Source organism: Corynebacterium sp. HMSC076C10 (assembly GCF_001812455.1).
Classification (GTDB): domain Bacteria; phylum Actinomycetota; class Actinomycetes; order Mycobacteriales; family Mycobacteriaceae; genus Corynebacterium; species Corynebacterium jeikeium_D.
Map to the genome: position 1 here is coordinate 1 of NZ_KV809106.1, position 16632 is coordinate 16632.

The window sequence follows — 16632 nt, forward strand, 5'->3', positions numbered from 1 at the left end:
AAGTGGTGATGCATTCACCGCCTGACCCTACCGCTTGAAAGTGTCATAAACTCAGACAGTTTCACATTTGCAGCCCCTGAGTTTTTGGGTTGACAGTTTTGCCACGTAACCCCGGGCTGTGGTGCTGCCGCGGTTGGGGCCTGACTAGTCGCTATCTTGAGAGTCAGACACACTCTTTGGCTATCAACCCTGAACCGCGGCAAAAAGTAGGGTTCAGCAGCCAACGACGAAACCCTCCCTCACTTGGATAATTCCAGGTGAGAGAGGGTTTCTACTTGGTCGGGGTAGCGGGATTTGAACCCACGGCCTCTTCGTCCCGAACGAAGCGCGCTACCAAGCTGCGCCATACCCCGAGGCCACAGACACGAACTGGGAACATACGTCTCAGTGCTGTGCTTGCGAGGACTTACTTTAGCCCGACGCTGAGTCAGAATGCAAAACGCCTGCTTAACGGGCTGTGGGGACAAGCCGCGGTCTCCGCCGCGCCCCTACGAACTACGAACTACGAACTACGAATCCCGCTCCACAACCTCAATCAAGGTCGCGGATGGGCGGCAGAACAAGCGCACCGGAGCGTAAGGGGAAGTGCCAAGGCCATTGGAGACATGCAGCCACGTCTTCTCGGTCCAGCGCGACAACCCCGAGGCCCGCGAGCGGTCGATACCGCAGTTGGTCACAATGGCCTTCCCGCCGGGCAGGCACACCTGGCCACCGTGTGTGTGACCAGAAAGCACCAGGTCGTAGCCGTCTTCCGCAAAAGCATCCAACACGTGGGGCTCTGGCGAGTGCGACAGGCCGATAGCGATGTCGGCATCCGCATTCGGGGCACCGGCAATCTGCGAATAGTCCTCCAACTCGTGATGAGGGTCATCCACACCGGACAGCGCCACCTTCACGCCACCCGCCACAAACTCCAGCCGGGCATGGGTGGCATCCTGCCAGCCGTGCTCAATAAACGCAGCGCGCATGCCGCGCCACGGCAGTTCGACGCGTGAGGGCTTGCGCTTCTTGCCTGTCAGGTACTTCAGCGGATTGACAGGCCGCGGCGCGAAGTAGTCATTCGTGCCAAACACGAAGGCACCCGGACGGTTCAGCAGGGGACCGAGCGCTGCGAGGACACTGGGAACGGCCTTGTCGCTGCCCAGGTTGTCGCCGGTATTAATCACCAGGTCAGGGTTCAGAGCATCGAGGCTGGCAACCCACTTCTGCTTCAACTTCTGGTCGGGGAGCATGTGGAAGTCGGAGACATGCAGAATCCGAAAAGGCTCGCCCTCGCGCTTTCCCGCCCGGGCGAGCGTGCCGGGTGCCAGCACGGGAACTTGCACACGGTGGAGTTTAAATGCGCGCAATTCGATTTGGTTCGCGTAGATGAACGTCGTCAAGCCAAGCGTGGCGAGAGCTGCGGCAGACCGCAGAATTCGGTTGGAAAAAGCGCGCGATGTCATGACAGAGACACTATCAACTACAGCGGTAGTCTAGGGCGTATGAGTGAACTGAAGAACACAATTGTCTCCGATATGACCGCCGCAATGAAGGCCCGCGACAAGGAAACCGTCGCGGCGCTACGCATGCTGAAGGCCGCCATCCAGACCGAGGAGGTTTCCGGCTCCAAGCATGAGCTCACCGATGACGAGGTGCTGCGTGTGATTGAGCGGGAGGTCAAGAAGCGTCGCGAGTCCGCTGAGATGTACGCCGAGAACGGCCGCCAGGAGCTTGCCGACGCCGAGCTCGCCGAAGCAGAGGTTTTCGCCCGCTACCAGCCGGAACAGCTTGACGACGACGCCGTGAAGAACCTCGTTGCGGAATCCGTGGCCGAGGTTGCTGGCGATGATGCGCCGAGCATGAAGATCATGGGCCAGGTTATGAAGGTGGCTAAGGAAAAGGCCGCTGGCCAGGTCGATGGCAAGCGGCTTTCCGAGGCCGTTAAGGCTGCCCTGCAGGGCTAGCGCGACCTTTCGCCGTTTTCCTTTTTCGGCGATAAGCGTTGGAGCTGCCTTCTAGGGCGAACTAGAACGGCAGCAGCGGAATCAGATCCCGCAAGCTCGGCGCTGGCGGAGTGTTCGGGCGAGGGAACTGCGGTAGTGGATCCGGCCGGGTCGTCGTCGAGTCCGGTCGCGGCGACGGCGCCGGTGGCGGGGTCGGACGGCGGGTGCCATCGGCCACGCGGATCGTGACGGTGCCACCCTTGAGTAGCAGCGGCGGCTGATCCAGCCCGACCACGATTCCTCGCGACTCGCCGGTGAGGGAGACTGTGCGTTCCTCTACCTTGTAGCCGGCCTTCTTAAGGGTCTCCCGAGCCTCGGCCTTCTGCATGCCCACCACATTCGGCATTTGGGTGATCGAGGTGCCCAGGCCGTAGTCCGAATCCAGTGGTGGGAGGTTCTTTCCGCCATAATCCTCGATAACCGGGCCGACTGCGCCGAACCATGTCCGCGCGGGCTCGCGACCACCAAAGAGGTTGCCGTTCGGGCACTGGCGTAGCGGCGACGTACACAGCTCCGTGACAGTCGGGGTGTCGTTGTAGGCGTACACCGATCCGGCCAGACCGCCGGTGAAGCCCAGGAATGCCGCGGACTGGTTCGACTCGGTGGTACCGGTCTTAGCCGCGACTGGGCCTTCCCAATTCAGCTCTTTCGCGGCATCCTTCGCGGTGCCATCGGTGGCGTCATTGCTGAGCGCATTAGCGATCGCGTGCGCGACACCCGGCTCCACTGCCTGCTCGCACGGTGGCACATTCAGCTTGACCGCATTGCCCTTGGAATCCGTGATCGACTCAATCGGAGAGGGTTCGCACCAGCGGCCATTGCTGGCCAGGGTGGCAGCGACATTGGACAGCTCAAGGTTATTCACCGCCGTCGGACCCAGCACGAATGAGCCGAGCTTATGCTCCGAGACATAGTCCGCCACCGAGGACTCACCATCAAAACTGCCCGGCTCCGTGTATGAGCGCATGCCCAGGCGTACCGCCATGTCCATCACGCCATCGACGCCGACCAGCTCCGAAATCTGAATAAAAGGAGTATTCGGCGACCGTGCGAGCGTCTCACGCAGCGACATCGACGGCGGGAAACTACCTACGTTCTCCACGCAGTACAGGCCCGGCGGGCAGCCCTCTGCGCCACCGGTGCCCAGCCCGGAGGCCTCATAACGACGCGGCACCGGGAAGTTGGTATCAATACCCAGCCCCTTTTCCACCGCCGACGTCGCCGCGAAAATCTTAAAAATCGAGCCCGCGCCATTGCCCACCGGCGTAAATGGCTGAGGCTGCACGGTCTGCATTTGTTCCGCATCGAGGCCGTATACGCGTGACGACGCCATCGCGAGCAACTTCCTGGAGTCATCCCCAGGCTCAAGCAAACTCATAACCTCGGCTGCGCCATCCGCAGTCGGTGACGCCTGCTGACGCAGAGACTCCTGCACGCTGTCCTGCACACGCGGGTCCAGTGTGGTCTTCACATGGAAGCCACCGCGCTTGAGCTTCTCGGTCTCAATACCGTGGTTCTCCAAGTAGGAGACCACATAATCACAGAAGAAACCGCGATCGCCCGCCGCGATGCAACCCTGCGGCAGGCGCTGGGGCTCCGGGAGGATGCCGAGATCAGCTGCCTTGGCGTCCTGAGCCTCCTGCGGGCCAATTGCCCCCGTGGATTCCATGGCCGCAAGCACGTCGTTACGCCGTGCATGCGCACCTTCCGGATTTGTATACGGATCGAGCCCGGAGGACTGCTGAACCATGCCCGCGAGCAGAGCGGCCTGCGGGACATTCAGATCGGACGCGGGAATGCCGAAGTATGTCTGAGCTGCAGCTTCCACGCCGAAAGCGCCGTTGCCGAAGGGGACCAAGTTCAGGTACTTAGTCAGAATCTCGTCTTTCGTCAGCTCATCTTCCAGGTCCAACGCGATGCGAATCTCGCGGATCTTGCGACCATAATCCGTGGCAGTAGCAGCGCGGCGCTCCGACTCCGACTCTGCGTCCACCAGCAGCGTGTGGTTCTTAATCAACTGCTGCTCGATTGTGGAGGCACCTTCCTGCACCGACTGAGACATGAAGTTCTTTACCGCCGCACGAGCAGTGCCCTTCCAGTCCACACCAGAGTGCTCATAAAAGCGCCTATCTTCCACGCTGACCAGCGCGTCCTTCATAGCGGGCGAGATGCGTTCCGACGGCACATTAAACCGCCGCTGATCATAGAGCCACGCAATTGGCTGATCATTCCGATCCGTAATAGTGGTGACCCCTGGTGCGTCCTTAGAAATCACCGACCGCGACGCCGACGCGAATTCATCAGCCGTGCGCGCGACGAGGTAGGCCGAGCCGCCCACAAGAGGAAAGAGGGCGCTGGCCACAATCAACGCTGCCAACACAGTGGCAACGGAGAGCTTGAACAGCGTCGAACCTTTATTCACAGCAATCACACTACAAGGTAGGGCGGATTGAGCCGAAGTGAGTTTTCGAAAATCCGCCTAGCGACATGCCCGGCGAGCCCAGAAAAACGCCTGCGAGCGGAGGAGGATCGCTACGAGCGCCCTTACAATACCGGGCAACTCGTCGTGTGGTGGTTTCCGGAAAAAGATTTTCATAGTGACGCAAATCACCCCCGTGCTTTTGTTGGAAAAAGTTGCCCCACCTGCATTGTTGTATTTAGAGCTGCGCCACGTCCACCCTCCCAGTGTGACCCAATCGACATTATTTGGGTGGTGTGAATAGACTTACAACAAAATTTCAGCACTATTTAGTTGAAACTATTTCGAAATAACGAAAATCGCAGGCACGAGGAGGCTACAATGACCGCCACGATTCCCGATCGCAACCGCACTGCTACTACGCCAGACTACGAGCTCGGTGTAGAGAGCTTCCGCGATCGTCAGGAGTGGGTCCCGCGCGCTAAGTGCCGCGATATTGACCCGGATAAGTTGTTCGTTCGCGGCGCCGCACAGCGCGAAGCCGCAGTTATCTGCCGCCACTGCCCAGTGGTTCTGCAGTGCCGTGCCGACGCTCTGGATAACCGCGTCGAGTTCGGCGTCTGGGGTGGCCTGACCGAGCGTCAGCGCCGCGCAATGCTGCGCGAGCACCCGGAAATTACTTCGTGGGCCGACTTCTACGCTGAGCAGTACGCAGCTCAGCGCAAGGCAAAGCTGGCTAAGTAAAAACCGAACTTAGACCGAAGTAAAACTAAACCCCCAGCGCGCGAGGCTGGGGGACAGATAAAGTAGCTTCCATGACTACTAAATGGGAATACTTCACCGCACCGCTGCTCATTCACAACACCAAGGCCATCCTGGACAACTTTGGTGAGGACGGCTGGGAACTTGTCACTGTTCTCCCGGGCCCGACCGGCGAAAACCACGTCGGTTACTTCAAGCGCCCGAAGACTGACTAATTACCTCGGTGTCTAGCACCTAACTAACAACGGCGGTTGTGCTTTCGATTGGCAGCTGACTCACTGTTGGCTGCCATCTTGCTTTGTCCGGCTTTATTCGCCCGGCCCCCAGCCGCCGTGGAAAGGCTTAACTTAAATGAGCAACTCTGAATCTCGCACTCCTTCCCAGGCCCTCGAAGCCCTGGGGCTTACCCTGCCTGCAGTTGCCGCGCCAGTGGCGGCCTACGTACCCGCAACGCGCACGGGCAACCTCGTTTTCACCTCCGGTCAGCTCCCATTCGTTAACGGCGAGCTCACCCACGTCGGCCACGTCGGCGCAGAAGTCACTGCTGAGGAGGCCAAGGAGGCCGCCCGCACCTGCGCTCTCAACGCTTTGGCCGCAGTCGATGCCGAGGTCGGTCTCGACAATGTCACCCGCATCGTGAAGGTCGTCGGCTTCGTCAACTCCGCCGCCGGATTCACTGGTCAGCCGGGCGTTATCAATGGAGCCTCGGAACTCTTCGGCGAGGTCTTCGGTGAACGCGGCCAGCACGCTCGTTCAGCAGTGGGTGTGAATCAGCTTCCGCTGGACGCTCCCGTGGAAGTCGAGATCATCGTTGAAGTAGCCCAGTAGCTGCTGTATTTGCTGCCGTGACCAGCGGGGATGCTGCGTTCTCCGGGTCGTCGTAAAGCGTGCTTACACCCAAATGAGCCGAATTGGACGACGTGGCGCGCTCCCCGGATTGCGCAACCACGTAGGATAGAGGACATGGAGCATCCTGCGTATAGCCAACTGCGTCAGATTTCTCAGTCTGTGGGCGTCGTTCTGTGCCCGAACCCCAGCTACTCTTCGCTGGAGGGTACGAACTCCTACGTTATTAAGGCTGAGGGGGATAGCCGCAGCATTGTCATCGATCCGGGTCCGGAGGACGAGGGACACCTGAACGTCCTCCAGCGTTATGCCGGCGACGTTGCGTTGATTCTGCTGACGCACCGTCATGGCGACCATGCTGATGGCGCCGCACGTTTCCGCCAGCTCACCGGCGCGCCGATTCGTGAGCTGGAGTCTCAGTACTGCGCGGGAGGTCAGGATCCGCTTGTCGACGGCGAACGTATCGTCCTCGACGGAGTGACTCCGCAGATTGAGGTCGTGGCAACCCCTGGTCATACCGCTGATTCCGTCTGCTTCTTCATTCACACTGGTGATGGCGAGGACGATGTTGAAGGCATCGTTACCGGTGACACGATCGCTGGCCGCCACACCACTATGATCTCGGAGACCGACGGCGACCTGGGTAAGTACATGGAAACCCTGAAAATGCTGGATTCGCGCGGCAAGGGTGTTCGTCTGCTGCCTGGGCATGGTGCTGACCTGCCGGACATCACTGTAATGACGCAGAAGTACATTGAGCGTCGTAAGCTGCGCCTGCAGCAGGTGAAGGATGCCGTTGCCAAGCTGGGCGACGAAGCTACAGTCGACCAGATTGTGGATGAGATTTACACCGATGTCGATCCGGTGCTGCGTCATGCTGCTGAGCAGTCGACTCGTGTGACCCTGCGCTACCTGCGCGATCACGGGGAGTAGTTGCTGGGCTTCGGCTTTGGCTTCGGCCGGTTGCTGGGCTGGTCTGGGCTGGGCTTAATTGAGGCTTGGCTGAAGCTGAGCTTGAGTCGCCGCATGAAAAAGAGCGTGCGACCTGCAGTTTTGCGGGTTGCGCGCTTTTTGTTTTCGGCTAGTGCTGGTTGGGGTGGGGTTGGGGGTGGGTTGGCCTCGTCGGGGCCAGCTCAATCACTTATCGATGAGGTATCCACTTGTCGATGAGCTATAGCGCGCGCATAAGTGAACAGCGCATCGATAAGTGATTGATGCAAGGAGAAATCGGTGAATGGTGCATCGATAGGTGCCGGGAAAGCATCGATAAGTGGTGGAAAAGCGTCGATAAGTGCGCCAAACTCGGCCGGCATACCAGGCCAGCATGCCAGGCCAGCGGGGAAGACAACAAAAATCCCGCGAGCCTCATGCGTTTCATGTGCTCCTACGGGAACCGAGGATCCAAAAGCAGAGGCTGCGGGATGTGAGTCGTTTGGGCAGCGCCGCAAGCGCCACAAGCTAACGTGCGCCACAAGCTAACGTGCGCAACAAGCTAACGTGCGCGGCGGGCCAAACGCTCCGTATCGGAGATGAGCACGGACTTGCCCTCAAGGCGAATCCAGCCGCGGTGGGCGAACTCTGCCAGAGCCTTGTTAACGGTCTCTCGGGAGGCACCGACGAGCTGTGCGATTTCCTCCTGAGTCAGGTCGTGGTTCACGCGGAGAGCAGAACCTTCCTGAACACCGAAGCGATTGGCCAGCTGAAGCAGGGACTTAGCAACGCGACCTGGGACGTCGGTGAAAATGAGGTCAGCCAGTGAATTGTTGGTGCGGCGCAGACGGCGGGCCAGCATGCGCAGCAGCTGAGCTGGAACATCAGGGTGTGAACCAACCCATTCCTGCAGCTGATCGGCACTCATGGACGCGGCGGAAACTTCGGTGACGCAGACCGCCGAAGAGGTGCGCGGGCCCGGGTCGAAGATGGAGAGCTCGCCGAACATGTCGGACGGGCCCATGATGGTCAACAGGTTTTCACGACCGTCGGCTGAGCGACGAGCCAGCTTCACCTTGCCATCAATAATGATGTAGAGCCGATCGCCCGGCTCACCCTCATTGAAGATGGTGGTTCCACGCGGGAAGCGAACCGTCTCGAGCTCGCCGAGCAAGGCCTGCACAGCCTCCTGGTCGACTCCCTGAAATACACCGGCCCGGGAGAGAATCTCCTTGACGTCATCCACGGTAAAATTCTCCTGTCTTTGGCCACTAACCACCGTAAATACAGGCCAGCAGCCGCCAAATTAGCACTCGACTACAGATTGCAGTGGCCAAACAGGAAGAGAAACTGCCCCGTCCCACTAGTCCCACTACTTTCGGTCTTTCCCGGTAACGCCGCTGCCAGCTTTCAAGGCAGGTTCATCCCTGGGCGAATTTCACGACAAATCGCCACTACAGATGCATCCCAAAACTACGCCGTCACCAAGATGTGATAAACACCACTGTAGCAAAAGAGCCACTGCGCCTGTGGGGAATTCTGGTGAAAAGCCGCTGAACTGTGTATTTATAACTAATAATTCGCTAACGGTGTTCCAAGATGTGGTGGGGCATGACTTCTTTGGTTTTTGACCGAATATGCCCGAGCTGCTACCGGTTCCATCCGCATCCCGGACGAATCTAAAGATTCGGCCCGCGAAAGGTGCGCACGCGAATTGCAATCCGGGGTAGCCGATACACTACGACCATGGATACGACTGGCAAGGCATCGTCGTTAAGCACGCACCAGATAAACAAACCCCAGCCCACGCACCCGCAGGGATCTCTGACGTCGAAGAAGCGTCGGGCGGTGGGGGCGCATCCGGCGGCGCGGGGGAAGGAGACGCACCTGGGTATGGTGCGGCGCGCGCGGCGGATTAACCGCACGCTGGCGGTGGCGTACCCGAATGCGCACTGTGAGCTGGACTTTCGTAATCCGTATGAGCTCGCGGTGGCGACGATTCTGTCGGCGCAGTGTACGGACGTGCGGGTGAATATGACCACGCCGGCGCTGTTCGCTAGGTACCCCAGCCCTGCCGATTTGGCGGTTGCGAATCAGGAGGAGGTCGAGGAGCTCGTTCGGCCGACGGGTTTCTATAGGAATAAGGCTGCGAACATTATCGGCTTTGCGCAGGGGGTGATGGAGCAGCACGGCGGCGAGGTTCCGGGCACGTTGGAGGAGCTGGTGAAGCTGCCGGGCGTGGGGCGAAAGACGGCAAATGTGGTGCTGGGGAATGCTTTTGGGGTGCCGGGTTTGACGGTCGATACGCATTTTGGGCGTCTGGTGCGGCGCATGGGTCTCACAGAGCAGGAAGATCCGGTGCGCGTGGAGCACGAGATGATGGAGGTGCTACCGCGCGCGGAGTGGACGTGGTTTTCGCATCGCCTGATTTTCCACGGTCGCCGGGTGTGCCATTCGCGCCGGGCGGCGTGCGGGGCGTGCTTCTTGGCGGCGGATTGCCCGTCGTATGGCGTCGCGGGTCCGGCGGAGCCGGAGACTGCGGAGAAGTTGATTAAGTCAGACGATAGGGAATGGCTTCTCTACCTGGCCGGTCTTAATGACGGCTACAGTGGGGAGGAACTTTCCGCGCTTGACGACGGGGATAGCGCGCGCAACACCACAGCGCCACAGGACTAGTCGAGGAGCACTTTTCGTGAATGAGCAGGGCGGTCATAGTCACAATGGTGGCCACTATGAGGATCGGCAGGCGGACGTTAACCGTTCGGCATCGCTGATTACGCTGCTCATCGCGGGAATAAGCATTGTGGGTCTGGTGATTTTCGCGATTGTGAATACCACTGGTGGCAATGACGAGGCCGATGGTGGTGGGACCGGATCGGGTGTGAGTGTCGGGGCGGATGGCGCTGGCAATGGTGAGGGCGCTGGCAGTGATGGTGAAGTGGATGGTGCACCGGCAGCGCCAGCGATGTCGAAGGATGAAATCGCGGCGGTAGCGGGTAGTGGCTCGCTGACCGGTGTGCGCTTGCCGCTGTTGGCGGAGTCGGGAGACTCGGCAGGCCAGGACAACGAGGTTGGGCAAGCGGAGCTGGTGGACATGGGGCAGGTCGTCGAGGGCAAGCCGACAGTGCTTAATGTCTGGGCGTGGAACTGTGCGCCGTGTCGCCAAGAGCTACCGCTTATTGAGCAATGGGCCAAGGACAACCCAGATGTGCAGGTGGCGACGGTGCATGCGGCTCGCGAGGCGGGGCGTGGCCAGGCCTTCCTGCAGGAAATCGGAGTGAATCTACCGACCTACTCGGACACGGTCGACGTGGTCGGACCAGCGTTGAATCTACCGCGAGTTGTGCCCATCACCGTGGTGTTTAAGGAAGATGGCACGGTGGCGACTATTCATCCTGGTGAATTCACCGATGCGCAGCAGATTACTGATCTCGTGCGAGGTGCATTGAAGTGACTCAGGGACAGTCGTGGAATCGTGACGCAAGCTCGGGGCTGTATCTGCCGAAGTGGTTGACCAATAGTTTGCCGCCGCACCTGGTCAGCGCTAATCACGACGCGCCGGGCCACGCCGGCACCAGCCACGCCACAACAGGCCACTCGGAGCAGCAGGTGGCCGGCCGCTCCGCTTCGTCGTCAAGCGTGAAGCGTGCGTTTGCGAAGTTGCGGCGAGACTCTTCGACGCAGGAGGAACCGTTGCGGAATCCGGCGCGGTCGGCGGTGTTGGTGCTGATCAGCGGTGATGCGGAGGCGCACCAACGGCCGGAGGATGCCAGCGTGGTGCTTACACACAGGGCGACAACCCTGCGTAAGCATGCAGGCCAGATGGCTTTTCCGGGCGGTCGTGTCGATCCCGAGGACGTGGATGAAATCGATACCGCGCTGCGTGAAGCCGAGGAAGAAACCGGCCTGAACCGAGAGACGGTGACACCGGTGCGGGTGCTGGACTCGATTGACATTTCGCGGACTGGCTTCGCGGTGAATCCGGTGTTGGCGTATTGGCATGCACCGCATCCGCTGCGTGTGGTCGACCCTGCAGAGACGGAATCGGTGCTCAATGTGCCAATTAGCCACCTGACGAATCCGGACAACCGCATGATGCTGGGCTATCACGGCTGGACAGGACCGGCATTTAAGGTTGGTGACTTCGTCGTTTGGGGCTTTACCGGCGGCGTGCTGTCCTACTTGCTAGACGTGGCCGGCTGGTCGGAACCGTGGGACGACACCAACGTGCAGAAACTTTTGCCGGTGCTCGCGCGTTCCGCTAATGGTGAAAAACTGTCCGTACTGAAGGGAGGCCGACGATGATGCCTGCAATCGCTGTGTTTGACGTTGCGCTGCTGGCGGTCTTCATTTTCGCGCTTATCGTCGGCTGGCAGCAGGGCGCCGTCTCGTCGATTATGGCCATTTTGGGCGTTGTCCTGGGCTTGGTCATTGGTGTGCCCTTGGCGCCGCTAGCTATGGCGCAGGTCGAGAACCAGTCGGGAAAGGTTCTTCTGGGCCTCGGCACGGTGATTCTGTTGGCGTTGATTGGTCATGCGGTGGGAACAGTGGCAGGGCAGTCGCTGCGGAATACCATTCGCTCGCCGCTGGCAGTCGGCCTGGATTCTAGCCTCGGTGCCATCGTGCAGTCCGTGACTGCGCTGGTAGTGACATGGATGATTGCCGTGCCGCTGGCCACCGCCGTGCCCGGGCAGTTCGCCGACTGGGTGCGTGAGTCCAAGGGCATGAACCTCATTGACCAGGTCGCGCCCGACGAATGGAGCGACGGCTTCAGTGGCATCCTCCGTCAGCTTCGCGATGATGGAATGCCCGCCATCGCTCCGCCATTCGGCTACAAGCAGAACGTCCCCGATGAACCCGTCGACCCCAATGTGATTTCGCAAGGTGTCGTCGACAGTATTCGACCGTCCATCGTCCGCGTCTTGGGCGAAGCCCCGCAGTGCGAACGTTTGCTGCAGGGTACTGGCTTTGTCATCGCGCCGGATTTGATTCTGACAAACGCGCACGTGGTCGCTGGCGCCACCACTGTTCGGCTGGAAACCGTGGTCGGCATGGCTGACGCGAACGTCGTGCACTACGATCCGCTTGACGACGTCGCACTGCTCCGAACCACCGACCTACCCCTGGAGCCCATGCAGTGGGCGGATCAGGAAGCTCGTCCGGGCGATGACGCGGTAGTGCTGGGCTTTCCCGAGTCCGGCCCCTTTAAGGCCACACCTGCGCGCGTGACGGAGAACATCATTATTCGAGGCCCGGATATTTATTCGTCGACCAGGCACGAGCGTCAGTCCTATGTTCTGAAGGCAGATGTGCGCCACGGTAACTCGGGCGGCCCACTGATTACGCCGCAGGGCCAGATCCTGGGCTTGGTCTTCGGTGCCGGTGTGAACAATGACCAGACTGGTTACGCGCTGACGCACGCCGAGGTCCAGCCACACATCGATGAGGCGATGGATAACTACGGAGCGATCAGCACGCAGGAGTGTGTGGCGGGGTAAGCGGAAAGTTGTGTGTCTGTGGGCAGGTCAGCCCCAGCTGCAACCGCAGGAGAGTTCCGGCTAGCTTCAGCCGAGCCTGAGTCTAAGACCCCTCCGGCAACCAGTGCAGGTGATCCCTGATTGCCTGCACCACAGCCTGAGGTTTCTCTGCCGGCAGGAAGTGCCCACAATCCGGCACAACGCGCACGTGACTCGAGGTGAGCTCCACTAGCGCACGTGGGGTACGAGTGTCCTGCTCGCCGACGAGCAGCACCGTGTGCTCATCGCTTTTCGACGAGCCCTCCACCGCACTCAACCACTTGCGGAAAGCGGCCGGAGCCGGTCGCGTCCACCAATTCATGTGAGCCAGTGCAGGGCGGAGTGCCCCACTGGCCAGGCTGTCAGCCATGAGTTCCGCGGTCTGTTTTCCCTCGGGGGTCTCGGCAAACCCCTGCCCGGTGGTGGACATGGACTCGCGCACGATGCGGTCAATAAGCCGCTGCTGGCGAGCCTCAGCCGCCTGCGTGCTGAACTTATTGCGACGCAACTGCGGTACCCGTGGCCGCGAGTCCCACCACGAACGGCGCAGCAGAGGAGCCAGGCTACTGCGGAAGTCCTCCGACCACGGGCTCTTCAACTGGTTCAGCCACACTTTCGGATGTGCAGCACCACAACCAATAATTCCGGAGACAAGATTGGGCTGCCGCGAAGCCAACGTCCACGCCACCCAGGTGCCGAACCCCTGACAGACCAGCAGCGCGGTCGAATGCCCCAACGAGCGAATCGATGAGGCGATGTCCTGGGCCGCCTCAAACGGATCGTAGCCTTGCGGTGTTCGGTCGGACTGACCGTAGCCACGCATAGAAATAGCCACAGCGTGCACGGGGAGGGGATCGCCCGAGTCGTCGTTAAGCAGCGGCAAAACCTCGCGCCATTCAAACCAACCGCCAGTCGAGCCGTGAATAAACAACACGAGCGGATCGGAGGGGCGGCCGCACTCGGCGATGTGTAGGCGCTGGCCGCGGACGTGAATGAGACGATGACGCCAGGGGCCAGTGAGAGAATCGCGGAGGGAGGTCATGAGGGGAAAATACCTTATCCGAAGGGCTTAAACCGGGACTGAATAAGACAAAAGGGCGAGACCAACAAAGTCCCGCCCAATTTCTTTCAAGCCTTTAGGTGTACATACCGTTCGACTGCGAAGACTTCTTCGCCGACCCCGACGGCACGACCCCCTTCAGCTCCTGCATCGACTCGATGGTCTTCTCCGGCTTGCGGATCGACTTGACCTTCTTCAGACCCAGCAGTGCTGCAACACCGGCGATGACCAGCATCAGAACGAAAACGATGAGGAACGCAGCCCAGGTTGGCAGCCAAACATCCAGCAGCCAGCCGAGGAAGAAGAAAAAGAAGAACGAGGAGTACAGTGCGACGACGCCGGCAACCGCGAAGAAGCCACCGCCAACTGCGCCCTTCTTAGCCTCGCCAGCAATTTCGGCCTTGGCCAGCTCAATCTCAGAGCGAACCAGAGCGGAAATCTGCGAAGAAGCATTAGACACGAGCTGGCCGACGCTAGCATCACCCGATGCGTTGCTATCCACATCACTCAGCGGGATAGCGGTAACACGCGGTTCGGTGCCGTCGGTAAAGAGACCCTTCGTATCGTCGTTGCTCACGTGTACTTCCTCCTACGCAGATGGTTGGAAAAGATGGTTTGAAAGTTTAAAACTGCAGTTACAAACTGCCATACTACCTCTGATTGTGGGTAGGGCGCGCCATAAGGGCGAAAAAGCCAAGAACTCGTTGAAGTTTTTCTCATCTTTGACCATTTCTATATAAGTTTGTCACTTACTTAGCGGTGAAGAATTAGGGTGTGGGATATGAACAATCAGCCTGAGAACGTGCGTGGAGTAGGTGGAATTGGCGCCGGTGCTGGCAATGGTGTCGGCAATGGCGCCGGTGCCGGAAAGGGTGGCCTAGCTGGCATGAGCCTGGGTGTGTCCTCCGTGTCGGCGAAGAAGCGCGCAGAGCGTGAGGCAGCGCAGGCGAAGGCATCTGAATCGGGTGCCGGTGGCGCTGACAGTGCTCCCGCCGCTGCTATTCCGCAGCTTGATCCCAAGGACCCCCTCGCGCCCCTGTGGCAGCTCGACGGCGTTGCGCACGCGGCTGATGTTGCGGCCAAGGCCATCCAGGCCGTCCACAGGCACAAGGCCAACCTGCGCAAGCACAACGTCACCGGCTCCGAGTCGGTCCTGCGTGGCGCTCGGGCATCGGCGTGGCTAGAAGGCGGCGAGCCATCGCTTCCCGACGACGGCAACATCACCGACCCCGTACTCGCAGCAGCCCTTCGGGTTGCCGACACCATTTCCCCGGAGTCAATTGGTGAGACCACCCGCGTGTGGCAGCGTGCTCCGCAGCAGGTGCTGGCCAAGTTTGCGTTGAACGCATCGCCCGCAGGTGAGACTGAAGACGGTTCCGAGGCACGGATGAAAGCCGGGCGTCCAGTCGGTGACGACAAGCTCTCGTCTGCGATGAAGGAGCAGCGTCTGCACGTGCTCGGTGACTTCATCACTGGCCGCAGCCAGATCCATGCTGGTGTGCTCTCGGCGATTGTGCACGGTGAACTGCTGACTCTGCGCCCCTTTGAGTACCACAACGGCATCATCGCCCGCGCCGCCTCGCGGCTGACGACTGTCGCAACCGGCCTGGATCCGCGTGGCTTGGCCGTGCCCGAGGTCTACTGGACCCGCCACCGCCAGGAGTATTTCGAGGCCGCAGAGGGGTTCGCGTCGGGAAGCGCCGATGGCCTGCGTGCGTGGATTCTCCTGCACCTGGAGGGGCTGAAGGCCGGTGCCGTGGAAGCGCGCGGTATCGCCGAAGCGGTGTAGGCGGGCCGGCTGCCGGATGATGGGTTAGTCGGCCTTTGGCTCGTCGTCGTTTTTGCGCAGTGCCAATAGCGTCGCACCCGCGCCAAGCGCCAGTGTGACGCCGGCAAGAATTGCAGCATTGCGTTTCGACGGCGCGCGAAACAGCGGGACGGGATTCCGAAATTGGCGCACAGGCCACTCACGTTCCGTCGCAATCTTGCGCAGAGCGCGATCGGGATTGACCACAACGGGATGGCCGACTGCAGCCAGCATGGGCTCATCAGTGATGGAATCCGAGTACGCGAAGCATTCGGCCAGGCTGAACTGGCGCTTTTCCGCTATCCGACGCATCTGCACAGCCTTGTTTTCGCCTCGGCAGAAGAACTCCGTTTCACCCGTGAAGACCCCATCGCGGACCTCCAGCTCGGTGGCCACCACATTGTAGACGCCGAGCGCCTGCGCAATGGGCTCAACAATCTGCCGAGCCGATGCCGAGATAATGAACACCTGATGCCCCCGTGTGCGGTGTTCACGAATGAGCTCCAAGGCCTCGGCGTAGATGTACGGCGTGATGTTCTGCTCTAGGGTTTCGATCGCGACCTGGCGCAGTTCCCTGGCACTGTGACCAGCGATAAGGGCGGAAAACTGCTCGCGCGTGGCCTCCATTTGTGCCTCATCGTGTCCCTGTGACATGTACAGGGCGTGACTGAGTGCCATTTGCAGCATGTCCGTCGGCGAAATGATGCCGCGCTCGAGGAATTGCTTGTTGAACGCATATGCCGAGCTCTTGGCAATAATGGTTTTATCCAGGTCAAAGAACGCAGCGACGCGAGAGTTAGCGGTGGCGTGGAGGCCTGCAGCGATTTGGGCATCTTTAGAGCTGCTCGTGTCCGTAGAAGCGCGCGGCTGCGGCGTTGTTGAAGCCTTGTTCTCGCCGGTGTTCATAGACTCCGAGCTTACCCATGGATGTCGGGCTCGGGGAGAGCATTATGAGTGTTTAACTGCTGGGTGGGGGATTGGGGCGATTGGGGCGGTGGCGGTCGTGGGGGGCTTGGCGGCGATTGGGGCGCGGCATTTCCTGGGCGCGATTAATCGAGGAAACGTGACATCGAACATATTGGGCATTAAATCCTTTGTAAGGTATTTGCAGATTCCTCGGGATATGTAATACTTGGACGTGGCTGGCCCCTTCTTGTTCTTTTTAGAAACAGACTGCGAGGCCGCCCCGGCTCAATCCCCCCCCGAGCCGGTTAAAGACGCCTCGCGCCAATCCCCCCCCGGCGCGGGGCGTCGCCCCTTTTTGGCCCAATGTGGGTTAAGTAAAGAAAAGTGTGTCTTTTCCGGGC

The 16632-nt window shown here is 60.2% G+C and carries 16 protein-coding genes and 1 tRNA gene; 10 read left to right on the forward strand and 7 right to left on the reverse strand.

The genetic code is table 11. The annotated features are described in order from the left end of the window. Positions 1–276 precede the first annotated feature (276 nt). Both HMPREF2857_RS03815 and HMPREF2857_RS03820 read right to left on the reverse strand, forming a co-directional pair. Positions 277–353 (reverse strand) — tRNA-Pro (locus HMPREF2857_RS03815). Positions 354–509: 156 nt separating this feature from the next. Further along, positions 510–1445, reverse strand: a complete 936-nt coding sequence (locus tag HMPREF2857_RS03820; protein ID WP_070642812.1) for a metallophosphoesterase — start codon at positions 1443–1445, stop codon at positions 510–512. A 39-nt stretch (positions 1446–1484) separates the two neighbouring features. Between HMPREF2857_RS03820 and HMPREF2857_RS03825 the strand changes: the two genes are divergently transcribed. After that, the gene (locus HMPREF2857_RS03825; protein WP_049189436.1) at positions 1485–1946 is read left to right on the forward strand and encodes a GatB/YqeY domain-containing protein; all 462 of its coding nucleotides are present in this window, start codon (positions 1485–1487) and stop codon (positions 1944–1946) included. A gap of 61 nt (positions 1947–2007) precedes the next feature. On the opposite strand, the gene HMPREF2857_RS03830 is transcribed toward HMPREF2857_RS03825, so the two are convergent. Further along, entirely contained in the window at positions 2008–4416 is a 2409-nt protein-coding gene (locus HMPREF2857_RS03830) for a transglycosylase domain-containing protein (protein WP_070642813.1), read from the reverse strand. Between the two features lie 369 nt (positions 4417–4785). On the opposite strand from HMPREF2857_RS03830, the gene HMPREF2857_RS03835 reads away from it, so the two are divergent. The 4 genes from HMPREF2857_RS03835 to HMPREF2857_RS03845 all read left to right on the forward strand — a co-directional run bounded on the left by HMPREF2857_RS03835 (position 4786) and on the right by HMPREF2857_RS03845 (position 6945). Beyond that, positions 4786–5148, forward strand: coding sequence for a WhiB family transcriptional regulator (locus tag HMPREF2857_RS03835; protein WP_005511664.1), 363 nt, complete (start codon positions 4786–4788; stop codon positions 5146–5148). A gap of 71 nt (positions 5149–5219) precedes the next feature. Beyond that, a complete protein-coding gene (locus HMPREF2857_RS11090; RefSeq protein ID WP_141744780.1) occupies positions 5220–5381 on the forward strand; it encodes a Sp36 family protein in 162 nt (53 codons plus the stop codon). A 136-nt stretch (positions 5382–5517) separates the two neighbouring features. Beyond that, entirely contained in the window at positions 5518–5994 is a 477-nt protein-coding gene (locus HMPREF2857_RS03840) for a RidA family protein (RefSeq protein WP_070642814.1), read from the forward strand. A 135-nt stretch (positions 5995–6129) separates the two neighbouring features. Then, entirely contained in the window at positions 6130–6945 is an 816-nt protein-coding gene (locus HMPREF2857_RS03845; protein ID WP_005511689.1) for an MBL fold metallo-hydrolase, read from the forward strand. Between the two features lie 559 nt (positions 6946–7504). On the opposite strand, the gene glxR is transcribed toward HMPREF2857_RS03845, so the two are convergent. Next, entirely contained in the window at positions 7505–8188 is a 684-nt protein-coding gene (glxR, locus tag HMPREF2857_RS03850) for a CRP-like cAMP-activated global transcriptional regulator GlxR (RefSeq protein WP_005511668.1), read from the reverse strand. A gap of 500 nt (positions 8189–8688) precedes the next feature. Here glxR and nth point away from each other — a divergent pair, with 500 nt between their 5' ends. The 4 genes from nth to HMPREF2857_RS03870 are packed head-to-tail and all read left to right on the forward strand — an operon-like array spanning position 8689 to position 12440. Then, positions 8689–9618: an endonuclease III gene (nth, locus tag HMPREF2857_RS03855; protein ID WP_371441562.1), complete on the forward strand. Its 930-nt coding sequence runs from the start codon at positions 8689–8691 to the stop codon at positions 9616–9618. A 16-nt stretch (positions 9619–9634) separates the two neighbouring features. Next, the gene (locus tag HMPREF2857_RS03860) at positions 9635–10396 is read left to right on the forward strand and encodes a TlpA family protein disulfide reductase (protein ID WP_070642816.1); all 762 of its coding nucleotides are present in this window, start codon (positions 9635–9637) and stop codon (positions 10394–10396) included. After that, complete coding sequence (locus HMPREF2857_RS03865) at positions 10393–11247, forward strand: NUDIX hydrolase (RefSeq protein WP_070642817.1); 855 nt, start codon at positions 10393–10395, stop codon at positions 11245–11247. The genes HMPREF2857_RS03860 and HMPREF2857_RS03865 overlap by 4 nt, the downstream gene beginning before the upstream one ends. Next, entirely contained in the window at positions 11244–12440 is a 1197-nt protein-coding gene (locus HMPREF2857_RS03870; RefSeq protein ID WP_083310500.1) for a MarP family serine protease, read from the forward strand. The genes HMPREF2857_RS03865 and HMPREF2857_RS03870 overlap by 4 nt, the downstream gene beginning before the upstream one ends. A gap of 82 nt (positions 12441–12522) precedes the next feature. Here HMPREF2857_RS03870 and HMPREF2857_RS03875 read toward each other — a convergent pair whose 3' ends face one another. Further along, positions 12523–13500 (reverse strand): alpha/beta fold hydrolase, encoded by a 978-nt coding sequence (locus HMPREF2857_RS03875; RefSeq protein WP_048731395.1) that lies wholly within the window; start codon positions 13498–13500, stop codon positions 12523–12525. A 94-nt stretch (positions 13501–13594) separates the two neighbouring features. Then, a complete protein-coding gene (locus HMPREF2857_RS03880; protein ID WP_016421928.1) occupies positions 13595–14095 on the reverse strand; it encodes a phage holin family protein in 501 nt (166 codons plus the stop codon). Between the two features lie 204 nt (positions 14096–14299). Here HMPREF2857_RS03880 and HMPREF2857_RS03885 point away from each other — a divergent pair, with 204 nt between their 5' ends. Next, positions 14300–15307 carry a Fic family protein gene (locus tag HMPREF2857_RS03885; protein ID WP_083310501.1) on the forward strand — a complete coding sequence of 336 codons (1008 nt, stop codon included), beginning with the start codon at positions 14300–14302 and terminating at the stop codon, positions 15305–15307. Between the two features lie 24 nt (positions 15308–15331). Here the strand turns inward: HMPREF2857_RS03885 and HMPREF2857_RS03890 are convergent, their stop codons facing one another. Next, on the reverse strand, positions 15332–16231 hold the full coding sequence (locus HMPREF2857_RS03890) for an HAD family hydrolase (protein ID WP_083310502.1): 900 nt from the start codon (positions 16229–16231) through the stop codon (positions 15332–15334). Positions 16232–16632 lie beyond the last annotated feature (401 nt).

What these genes read in the sequence shown, in the direction of transcription:
- HMPREF2857_RS03820 (WP_070642812.1), bottom strand. Translation starts at nt 1,445, where the DNA reads ATGACATCGCGCGCTTTTTCCAACCGAATTCTGCGGTCTGCCGCAGCT.
- HMPREF2857_RS03825 (WP_049189436.1), top strand. Translation starts at nt 1,485, where the DNA reads ATGAGTGAACTGAAGAACACAATTGTCTCCGATATGACCGCCGCAATG.
- HMPREF2857_RS03835 (WP_005511664.1), top strand. Translation starts at nt 4,786, where the DNA reads ATGACCGCCACGATTCCCGATCGCAACCGCACTGCTACTACGCCAGAC.
- HMPREF2857_RS11090 (WP_141744780.1), top strand. Translation starts at nt 5,220, where the DNA reads ATGACTACTAAATGGGAATACTTCACCGCACCGCTGCTCATTCACAAC.
- HMPREF2857_RS03840 (WP_070642814.1), top strand. Translation starts at nt 5,518, where the DNA reads ATGAGCAACTCTGAATCTCGCACTCCTTCCCAGGCCCTCGAAGCCCTG.
- HMPREF2857_RS03845 (WP_005511689.1), top strand. Translation starts at nt 6,130, where the DNA reads ATGGAGCATCCTGCGTATAGCCAACTGCGTCAGATTTCTCAGTCTGTG.
- nth (WP_371441562.1), top strand. Translation starts at nt 8,689, where the DNA reads ATGGATACGACTGGCAAGGCATCGTCGTTAAGCACGCACCAGATAAAC.
- HMPREF2857_RS03870 (WP_083310500.1), top strand. Translation starts at nt 11,244, where the DNA reads ATGATGCCTGCAATCGCTGTGTTTGACGTTGCGCTGCTGGCGGTCTTC.
- HMPREF2857_RS03875 (WP_048731395.1), bottom strand. Translation starts at nt 13,500, where the DNA reads ATGACCTCCCTCCGCGATTCTCTCACTGGCCCCTGGCGTCATCGTCTC.
- HMPREF2857_RS03885 (WP_083310501.1), top strand. Translation starts at nt 14,300, where the DNA reads ATGAACAATCAGCCTGAGAACGTGCGTGGAGTAGGTGGAATTGGCGCC.
- HMPREF2857_RS03890 (WP_083310502.1), bottom strand. Translation starts at nt 16,231, where the DNA reads ATGAACACCGGCGAGAACAAGGCTTCAACAACGCCGCAGCCGCGCGCT.